The sequence below is a fragment of the Labilibaculum filiforme genome, from assembly GCF_002843315.1.
In the GTDB taxonomy this organism is placed as follows: Bacteria; Bacteroidota; Bacteroidia; order Bacteroidales; family Marinifilaceae; genus Labilibaculum; species Labilibaculum filiforme.
Window position 1 is genome coordinate 359,646 of the sequence record NZ_MVDD01000003.1, and the last position, 10,766, is coordinate 370,411.

Annotated in this window: 8 protein-coding genes; 2 read left to right on the plus strand and 6 right to left on the minus strand. The window is 34.2% G+C overall.

The window, feature by feature from the left end:
- Positions 1-516: 516 nt before the first annotated feature.
- Both BZG02_RS20785 and BZG02_RS06220 read left to right on the plus strand, forming a co-directional pair.
- A complete protein-coding gene (locus tag BZG02_RS20785) occupies positions 517-654 on the plus strand; it encodes a hypothetical protein (RefSeq protein WP_180335651.1) in 138 nt (45 codons plus the stop codon).
- Positions 655-1,723: 1,069 nt separating this feature from the next.
- Positions 1,724-2,641 (plus strand): carboxypeptidase-like regulatory domain-containing protein, encoded by a 918-nt coding sequence (locus BZG02_RS06220; RefSeq protein WP_101260549.1) that lies wholly within the window; start codon positions 1,724-1,726, stop codon positions 2,639-2,641.
- 150 nt (positions 2,642-2,791) lie between these two features.
- Here the strand turns inward: BZG02_RS06220 and BZG02_RS06225 are convergent, their stop codons facing one another.
- From BZG02_RS06225 to BZG02_RS06250, 6 genes are all read right to left on the minus strand, one after another.
- Complete coding sequence (locus tag BZG02_RS06225) at positions 2,792-3,967, minus strand: mannose-1-phosphate guanylyltransferase (protein WP_101260550.1); 1,176 nt, start codon at positions 3,965-3,967, stop codon at positions 2,792-2,794.
- A gap of 139 nt (positions 3,968-4,106) precedes the next feature.
- The gene (locus BZG02_RS06230; protein ID WP_101260551.1) at positions 4,107-5,243 is read right to left on the minus strand and encodes an aminotransferase class I/II-fold pyridoxal phosphate-dependent enzyme; all 1,137 of its coding nucleotides are present in this window, start codon (positions 5,241-5,243) and stop codon (positions 4,107-4,109) included.
- Between the two features lies 1 nt (position 5,244).
- On the minus strand, positions 5,245-7,224 hold the full coding sequence (locus BZG02_RS06235; RefSeq protein WP_101260552.1) for an NAD-dependent epimerase/dehydratase family protein: 1,980 nt from the start codon (positions 7,222-7,224) through the stop codon (positions 5,245-5,247).
- 3 nt (positions 7,225-7,227) lie between these two features.
- Entirely contained in the window at positions 7,228-7,830 is a 603-nt protein-coding gene (locus BZG02_RS06240; RefSeq protein WP_101260553.1) for a sugar transferase, read from the minus strand.
- 28 nt (positions 7,831-7,858) lie between these two features.
- Positions 7,859-9,238 carry a hypothetical protein gene (locus tag BZG02_RS06245; protein ID WP_101260554.1) on the minus strand — a complete coding sequence of 460 codons (1,380 nt, stop codon included), beginning with the start codon at positions 9,236-9,238 and terminating at the stop codon, positions 7,859-7,861.
- A 13-nt stretch (positions 9,239-9,251) separates the two neighbouring features.
- Positions 9,252-10,703, minus strand: a complete 1,452-nt coding sequence (locus BZG02_RS06250; protein WP_143470425.1) for a lipopolysaccharide biosynthesis protein — start codon at positions 10,701-10,703, stop codon at positions 9,252-9,254.
- Positions 10,704-10,766 lie beyond the last annotated feature (63 nt).

The window sequence follows — 10,766 nt, forward strand, 5'->3', positions numbered from 1 at the left end:
ACGGTTTCTTTCTCCAAAACCTAAAACTGAATTGTAAATCATATGGTTGGTCGGCACTAGAATAACCCAGGATAACTTTTTATCACGTCGACTTCCCAACCTAAATCCCCGAGCTAAAGCACGGTGCAAAGAATAAGGCACATTACACTTTTTTAGAATACATCCTCCGGCACGGAATAAAATCCTACTTCAAAAAAACATGTTCATCTGCGCCAATTTGTAACCTCTCATTTTTTCGCGGGGCGTCACTCACTTCACTCCTTTCCTCTAGACTATGGGATGATAGCCCTAAAGACTCGGGAATTCTATTGGAAACTGAAATTTTGGAGCTTTAAATTTGCAACTTACACTTTTGACTTTCCCCCTGCCAGATTACATAAACATTCAAAATAATGACATAAAACCATTTAAATCGAAGACTAAAGTTTCGCTTGGCAAAAATGATCTCTTGACTTTTTCTTTTTTTTGTTTAATTTTACACCGTAATTATACACTACTACTACAAAAATGCGACCAATGGAAAATTTACCAAAGGAGATCGCCGATGCGATTAAAAATGGAATGGGAGAAAAACCTCTCATTGAAATGGCAACCCGCCTTTTAGAAAAAGGAGATCAGGAAAATGCCGCCAGAGTATTAGATCTTTGCATTTAATACCTATCAAAAATTTAAAACACTTTAAAAAAGCCTCCGAAGATTTTTTTCTTTAGAGGCTTTTTTTTGCCTGGGTATGCTTAAAATACCGAAAAGGGATTTGTATCGCTAAAGCGGATTTAAGAATCCTTCCCCACTTATCCATACCAAAACCTTAAAATATTCAAAAATAAACGGCTAAATACTAGCATTCTCCCTTTCTCTTGCCCCTTTTCCCTTTCCATTCAGCAAGAAATATCTATAATTTAATTTTTATTAACATTTATTATAGTTTTAGCTGAACTTTAACTTTGATTATGTGAACACTTTTTTCTACATTTAGAATAGGATTATGTTACAGCTGTTTTAATTCATTGTTTACAGGTTGATCCTTTCTAATCAATCGTCAATTTTAATATCATACCAAATCGAAAGAGAAGGTTTCCGATGGCAAGCCAAGCGCTTTAGGATGTCTTTGATTCAAACAAAAAGACATTCCAGGCAGATCGCACCATCAGAATTGCTCCCAATTACTCTCTGGCTTATGAATCATTCGTTTTTTCCAATAAGCCATATCAACTGCAGACTTCTATCCCTGCAAATGACCTGCATATACCAGTTTAAATTTATCCTTAAAGCTTGAATAGCAGTACAACAATAATTAAAACAGCTTATTACCTCCTATTTTTTCAATTTAAAATTTAGTTTTTTATCATTCGTTAACGCAAGAACAAAAGTGTTCTGGTAAAAAATGATTGTCTCGCAAGGAAGTGGACTTCTGCGCTCCTCCTTTAAGGATCGGATAATTTGCAGCAGCCAATTCCAGACTCATTGGATGCGTTTATAAGGTGCAAAACAAGCTTTACCTTCCCTACGGAAAGCTCGTACCGGCTCCCGAAGAGCTTGTACCAGACCAAGGAAAGCTTGTGCCGGCTCCCGAGAAGCTTGTACCTTCTCCCGAAGAGGCAGAACCATCAAAGGGGCTTGTTTATTCCCTTGCATCCCTTACTGTTTTCCTGGAAAACAGAATGCCCTCGATTGTATGGAACATTTGTTTGTTCCTCTTTTTAAACCATTTAAATAAAATATCATGCAAAAGTCTATAAAATCTCAGCAAGAAATGCATAGAGTATTTCGCAACTTTATTGAAAATAATCTGGATAAATTGATGGCAATCTCTATCATCAAAGAAATTATTGAGGTGCAACTAAATAATATGACCCACTTCGATACGCTTTGGGAGCAGTCGCAAATGAACCACAGAGGAACTACCATCACCAAACACAATACCAAGGAGTTGGCGGCCAAGTATCTGAATCGAATCAATCTTCTATTTTATAATTATTGCCTTAAAAACAGTAAACTAGAAGATAGTGCCAATTTAAAAGGCAGTATTCCGTACTACATGAACCTTTCGGATGAAAATTTTATCAGCAAACTAAACTTCTCCTGCAAATTTGGAGAGGCTTTGGGCGAAAATTTGGCCGAAACTGCTGTAAGTGCTGAGGAACTAGCTGACCTTAAGTTACTGCACGAAAGCTATATTAAGCTGGCACCACGCCCCCGCGAGATGCAGTCCTCTCTAAAACTTTCGAATCTGGAACTAAAAAAAACAGGAGCGAATATCCTTAACATCAATAAAACCAGACTCAACAATGTAATGCAATCGCTTTTCTCGCTTTCCGAACCGGAATTCTATAAAAGCTATCTGCAAGCTACAAGCATCGAAAAATATAGCAATCGGAAAATTGCAGTGGCTGGGTCTATTTGCGACAAGAATACCCACCTGCCAGTGCAACGTGCTCATATTTTGATTCCCGAAATTAATCTGGATCATATTTGTACCAGTAAAAAAGGAAGCTTCCGAATTTCGAAACTAAACCCAGGCACTTACCAGGTTCAGATACAGGCGCTTCCCTATAAAACCATTGAGCTGGAACTGGTACACTGCGGCGGGGAAACCAATCTGCTCGAAATAGAAATGGAAACCGAAAATGAAGCTAGCTAATGCCGGGAAAGTGGAAAGCCGGCACTTGTTGGCCGTCCCCTAGTCCTAAAAACAAACAGCCCTTAGAAAATGAATTCTTTGGGCTGTTTTATTTTTCCTGAATTTACTTCGGCCTCGCATATTGTTGCAATTAAAAAGCATAAAAGGGAATTAATCCTCCAGAACAGTTGCTCTAAACTCCTTAATCCTTTGCTCCTCCTCCTTTTTACAAATCAACAAAACATCATTGTCTTCCACTACAATAAAATCCTGCAAGCCTTGAATCACCACTTTCTTATCCTTTGGCATGTTCACAATGCAATTGCTTGATTCGAATACATGAACCTTTTCACCAACCACAGTATTTCCTTGTTGATTCCGTTCGCGCTTCTCCCAAAGCGACCCCCAGGTGCCCAAATCGGACCATCCAAAATCAGCTGGTTGCACATAGATGTTATCTGCCTTTTCCATGATGCCGTAATCAATGGAGATATTCATACATGTCGGAAACATTTCGTCAATAAAGGCCTGCTCTTTATTTGTATTGTAAACAGACTCTCCCTTAGCAAACAAAGTGGCTACTTCAGGCAAATCGTTTTCAAATGCACTCAAAATACTTTTCAAGGACCACAAGAAAATACCAGAATTCCAGAAATAGTTTCCTTCTGACAAATATGTTTTTGCCGTTTCCAGATTTGGTTTTTCTTTAAACGAAGCAACTTTACAAATTCCCCCTTCGCTTCCCCCTGAAGGGGGAAAGTTGGGTGCCATATTCTGCATTGTCTCACAAGATTCTCCCTCCGATCCAATTTGAACTGCTTCCTTCTTATTATTAATTGTTAATTTTCCATTATTAATTAAATCGGCCTGTATGTATCCATAACCTGTTTCGGGACGGTGAGGTTGAATGCCCAGAGTTAGCAGGGTATCGTTATTGGCAGTAAATTTCAATCCATTTTCGATAATGCGTACAAACTCTGCCTCATTGGTAATTAAATGATCCGATGGAGCAACAACAATATTGGCATTCGGATTTACTCCTTTTATTTTGTAAGCGGCATAAGCAATACAGGGGGCTGTGTTGCGCATGCACGGCTCCAGCAAAATATTACTCTCCAACAATTCAGGACATTGCTCTGTTACCAATTGCTTGTAGTTGGCTGATGTCACAATAAGAATGTTATTTGCAGGTGCTATGCTCTTAAATCGAGCAACTGTTTGTTGCAACAGACTTTTTCCAATTCCTAAAACATCTAAAAATTGCTTGGGCTTGGCTTCTGTACTCATGGGCCAGAATCGGGAACCTACTCCCCCAGCCATAATAACGATGTAGTTGTTGTTGTTCATAGCTTATTTATATCTAGCCTAAGGCGACTGAAGTAATCTGCTGCAAATCGAGTCTCCTGCTTACTAATTTACTTGTGCTATTTCCTTCGGCCCCGCAAGAACAATAGGTTCTTACGGGGTAGTACGCCCAAGTATGCCTTTACTTCTTAAATACTTTTAAAAGGGCAAGTTTTATTCGATTTCGTTCTTCCACGGTCATATTCGAACCCGAAGGCAAACACAATCCTTTTTCAAATAATTCTTCTGAAACCCCATTTCCATAGTAGGCACAAGCTTCAAAAACAGGTTGCATGTGCATTGGTTTCCACAAAGGACGACACTCAATATTTTCTTGTTCCAAACCCAAACGCACCTCTTCACGGGTAACTCCTCCTGTTTTCGAAGGATCTATTAAAATAGAAGTCAACCAAAAGTTACTAAAGAAATCCTTACTCGGCTCCTCCTGAAGACTTACTCCGGAAATATCTGAAAATAATTCCTTGTAAAATTCAAAATTAGCACGGCGTTGAGCAACCCGCTCCTCCAACACTTCCATTTGACCACGACCTATCCCTGCAACAATATTACTCATACGGTAATTATAGCCAATATGAGAATGCTGATAGTGAGGTGCATTATCGCGTGCCTGTGTTGCTAAAAATCTAGATTTCTCAATTAACTCCTGATCATCTGAAATTAAAGCTCCTCCACCAGAAGTAGTAATGATCTTATTTCCATTAAAGGACAGAATACCAAACTTTCCAAAAGTTCCCATGCTTTTTCCTTTGTACCTGCTACCCAAAGCTTCGGCGGCATCTTCAATTAAAGGAATATCATATTTGTTTGCAACAGCCAATAATTCTTCAATCTTCCCAGGCATGCCATACAAATACACCACCACAATTGCCTTAGGTTTCCTTCCTTTCGCAATCCGATCTTTTATCGCTTTCTCTAATTGTATTGGACACATGTTCCATGTTTCGGCTTCGCTATCCACCAGAATTGGTGTTGCCCCCACATAAGTAATAGGATTTACTGTAGCCGAAAATGTAAAAGAGGAGGCAAGCACTTCATCGCCAGCCTTTACTCCCAACAAAATTAACGAAAGATGAATGGCTGCAGTACCAGCGCTCAATGCCGCCGCATGCTTTGTACCTGTGTACTTTTGCAAATCTGCCTCAAAACCATTTACATTGGGACCCAAAGGGGCTACCCAATTGGTATCGTACGCTTCCTGAACGTACTTCATTTCGTTTCCTCCCATGTGAGGCGAGGAAAGCCATATTTTTGAATTCATATCAGTCTGCACAACTATTCTCCTTTTTATTAATTACATTAAACATTTCCTTAATCGTATCCTCTATAGAAAATTTATTTTTCCAACCAAAAGATTGAGCTAACTCAGAATTTACCATAGAACTAACTTTAACATCATTTGAATCTGATAAATTAATACTACCATTTTTACTTTCTTTATTTAAACTATTGGAAACCGCACTACAATATTGCTTCAACGATAAATTTGTGCCTCCAATATTTAATACTGATGGTAAACGAGAAAAATCCTTATAATCCACAAAATAAGTAATTGCACCAACAGCATCATTAATATCAATTAAATTAATTTTATTTAAAGGATTTGGAATACTAGTTTTTTCACCTTTAATCATAGATGATATGACCTTTGCAAAAAATCCTTCGGGCTTCTCTTCGGAAGATGACACTCCTATAACTCGTGAAAACCTAAGTGATAAAGTTTTTGTATAGGGATAATTCTTTGAAATCACATTGAAATACTCTTCCCCCATAAACTTTTGAAAAGCATATAAATTGTTAATACAAAGATCATCACCTTCTTTCTTTTCTATATCCTTATTCTGATCGTAAACCGATTGTGAGGATACATTTAGAATAAGGGGTATTCCAGCATTAGCAATCTTTTGAGATTGTATAAGCTGAAAATGTATTGCTTGATATAATCTTTCATCCTTCTCATTAGCTCTTGCACTTGCCAAATTGATCAAAACATCACTTTGGCTATATCTACTTTCCAAGTCTTGTGAAGATTCCTTGATTATATGAACACCAGAAACATCACTATACATGTGCAAATATTTTTCGTATGAGTTATCTCTACAAATAAGATTAATTGCTGTGAAATTATTATTTTTAATCAGCTCTTTAACAAAACAACTCCCAATGAAGCCACTACCACCAAGTATTGCATAGGTTTTCTTTGAATTTATATTCATGTTTGAGCGAGGCTTTGTTAAACAAGCAACCTGTCTTATTCCAACCTTATTAAAAGCTTCATTACTTAATGTAGATGGCGAGCCCAAGAAATCATTTACTAAAAAAGCCACCTCGTTAAAACCAAGCTTTGCTCTTGTTCCTGTAATCCCAGTAAAACGCATATTCATTTCAAAAAACAAAAAACCTCTATTTGTTATGCGTCCTTGCAGATTAACCGGACCAATTACTTTTTTCTCTTTTAAAACATTGGCAAACTTATAAATCTCACCAATATATTCGAATTGCTGAGGATCGATTGTGTCTACAAAAATAGGAACTCCACTTTTCAAGGTGTTCTTTGAAATAAACAATCCAGCCATTTCCGATTTTGCATTAAAAACAATTTGCACTGAAATTTCTGACATTTGCACAAACTCCCCATTCTTTACAGCATTCTGTATAGTTTTAAAATTTGCATCCTCTTCAAGTGGAAACAAATAAGGTTGAATAATATCTTCATCCTTCATCTCTGACAACTCTTCAACTTTATTTAATATATAAATACCTTGAGACGCGGAACCTCCTGACGGTTTTACAATAGCAGGAAAGATAGAAGGATCTGGATTCTCCCGAAATTCTAAAACCGAATATGTTGGTACAATAGCACAACCATAATCTTTAAAAAACTTATACCAGCGAAATTTATCTCTACTAATTTCAATAATTTCCGACGAAGAAGAAGCAACAACTACTTTAATATTTTCGTCGTTAAATCTTTTAATGTTATTAGCAAAAAGCAATAACTCATGATCATGCCCAGGAATAACTATATCAACGTTCTCCTTTTTGCAAATTACCAATAACTCATCAATATAAGTATCTGAATAAATACTGGATGTGATATGAAAATGATGACAATAATCGAATGCAAAAACATTCTCATTCATATCACAACCAATTAAAATATCTCTACTATGAATATTCAAAGAATCCAAAACCGATTGTCCAACACCAGAACCTGCACAGGTAATTAATACTCTTGCCATAATTTATTCCGTTTTATTATAATTTTTATCTTGATCGAGCCTAACAATTGAAAGATCTACATTACTTTCAACCCCTTCTTTTTTAATCACTTTCACAAAAGTTGTAAGTATTATCTTACAATCCATAATAAAAGTTTGATTTTTAACATATTCTATATCAAGACTCAATCGATTATTCCAATCAACATTATTTCTTCCATTAATCTGAGCTAATCCAGTCAGTCCGGGTCTCACAGCATGTCTCACTTTATGTTTATCCTTATAATAAGGTAAATATTCAACTAATAAAGGACGCGGTCCAACAAAACTCATCTCCCCTTTCAATATGTTCAATAAACTTGGTAATTCATCCAGACTTGCATTTCGTATAAATCGCCCTAATTTGGTTACTCTATCTGCATTACTAACCAAACCTTTTTTTTCATCAATATTCCTCATTGATTTTAATTTGTATATAGAAAAGACCTTTTCGTCTTTTCCAATTCTTTTCTGTTTAAAAAATGGCCCACCCACATCAAGATAAACGAATAGCAAAAGAATCAAAAAAATAGGAGAGATAAGAATCAAACCAATCAAGGATAAAGTAAAATCAAAAATACGTTTCATAATTACATTAATATTTAACAAATAAAGCTTACTTCAATTTTTCAATTTTATCCGAATCAAAACAAGAATAAATTCCACCTGATTCACTAACAACATTTTTCGCACAAAAACTCTCAAAATCTTCTAGGCTATTGATATAAGTGAATCCATCTATAGGCTTCCCTTTAATAGAATCGGAAGTTAATCCTCCAATGTTAAACCTCCCGACTTTCTTGCCTAAGCTTAAAGCCTCATAAAGAACAGATGAATTCTCACCTAAAATTAATTCGTAGGCCTGTATAGCCACTGAAGATTCAACTGCATTATTCTGTATATCTACATTATTTAAATTTTCAAATAACCCTTCCTGATACTGATTTAAATCTTCCTGGGGATGCAGACGAATATGAAACATATAGTCATTATATTTATTTGCCAGTAGAACAGCGACTTTTATAATCTTTTCAGTTATGTGAGGTTCTGAAATAAGTAAGACAGAATTTTTACCAAAAAACTCAATTTCCCTATGAAACTTCCTCAAAAAATTAGCATACGCCCAACCTACATTTATAATACGGTCAAGGGGCATACCAAACTGCGTTCCTATCCAAGTTTCACCAAAAACCAAAAAGTAATCAGGATCTATAAACGAACAATAAGATCCTGAATAAAGAGGCGTATCGCCATGAGTAACACCATGCTGCAGCTCATAAACCATTATTCCATTTTTTTTACAAGCTCTAATTGCAGGAAAACACAATTCCCTATTTACAACAAAAATTCTTTTAGTTTTTTTTCTTTTAAATAGAAAGTCATAAAAATGATACTCAATTATAAATACTGATAATTCAATCGTATTGGAGAGTAAACTAATACTACTCAAATTAACTAAATTTCGCATTTTCCTGTGTAACCTTAACAAGGTAGAAGCATATAACAAAAAGATAACAGGGAATATCAAGACACCCAAAAACCTAGATCCTACCTCTATAAAATCAGTCAATATTAAACTATCCGAATTATACCTTGGAGTTTTATGCTCTCCAGAAAAGTGACGCTGAAATACAATAAAACTATCTTTTATACTCGAATATTCTATAACTGGATCCGTAAATTTATCAAAATAATACTGATCCACTTTTTGTAATCGTGGAAACGCGAAAATAACATTGTCAACAATATCCTTTTCAAAAAATAAAAATTTAAAAAATCCTAAAAATGATTTAAAGGTATTCTTAAGTATTAAAAATATATCTATTCTATTCCTAGAAGTCTTAAATACAAACCCTGTTCTTATATTTAAGGATTTTGATCGGCTTTTAAATCTAAAAATTCTCCAAATTGAAAAATCAAATAACTTCTCCTTGTAAATCCCAGAGCTAATTTCTTTCTTTAATATATTTTTTAATAAATCTATTTCTGACTCCATAAATTAATATTTTTTATAGATTAATCACATTTGGTTTTTTTATAACTCTTTTTATAGTCTCTATTACCTCTTTAATTGTTTGAACATTTAACATCATAAAAACTAACAATGGAATAAAAACTATATATTTTAATTGAAAGATTGAAATCAACACAGCAATTATATACGGAATCAATAATCGAATCGGAAACGCTTCGTTAAAAACTATATCAAAAGACGCGTTACGGCCTAAATTTATCTTGCCAAAGTAAACAAAAAAGAAAGTATAAAATAAATAAGAAAACATCGTAGCAATTATTACATAGGAATAAGGAGCCTTCAAAACCTTAACCATAATTAGTGCTAAAAAAACATTCAAAATTAACCCAACGACCGACACCGTTGCAATAATTTTTTCCTTATTTCTTGCCATTAAATAGGAATTATAACCAAAAGCATTAGTATACAAGACTATGGTCAGTGCTATTAAATTAAGTGCTTGTAGGGTATCTCTATACTTAGGAATCAATTCAACAAAAATTGGGAAAAATATTATTGCTACATAGATCAAACAATGTGACAAACAAACATAATTTGAGCGAATTAATTTGATATTTCTTTCAACTTCATCGGCATTATCCGAATTTAACTTATCAATCAATTTGGGAAAAATTACAAAAGTCATTGCATCTAATAACAATAGAAGTGAATTTGCTAAGGTGTAAGAAAAAGTGAAAAAACCGAATTCTTCTACGGAATAAAAGATACTTATAATTGTTCTAACCGATATTATTAAAAGATAAAAACAGATATTATAAATAAAAAGAAAAAAACCTTTATTAATAATGACTTTACTATCACCAAAATTCACATTGCCTCTGGCTGGCAAAACTTTTCTAAAAAGAAATAATAAAAAAGAAAGTAGATGACCAAACAGATAAATTCCTAATAAAATGATTATCAAATTTTTCTCTTCCAAAATAAAAAGAGCAACCAATATTAAGACCGGAATAACAGATTGATAAAAAGCAATCTCAAATAGTCTATTCTTAACCCTATAAATAGTTACAAGTAACATATTAACATAGACAAACATGGCAATTAAACAGATTGGGTAGAACAGATTGCCAACTTCATATTTATCAAAAAAAGAAATGCCATAATAATAATAATATAATGCGAACAATAAAACGACAAAGCACAGACAACCAATTAATACAAAAGCAGTAGAAACTAAATTTCTACTTTTTGAGTCATCATTTTTATATTGAACTAGTAAAACATTAATTGCATTTGAAATTCCTAAATTAGTAATTTGAAAATATGATAAAAGGAGTAACAAAAAACCCCATAAACCAAAATAATAGGGTCCTAATTTTACAGCGATAAATATCGATATAACAAATTGAATAAAGTAGGTAAGATACCTCGTAGCTAGGTAAACAATTACCTTATTAAACTTCATATTTCTTAGTGAAAATTTCATTTTCTATATTATTACTGTTTTAGTGTCTAAATAGTATTTACGAAAGTAAAAAATTCGTATTAA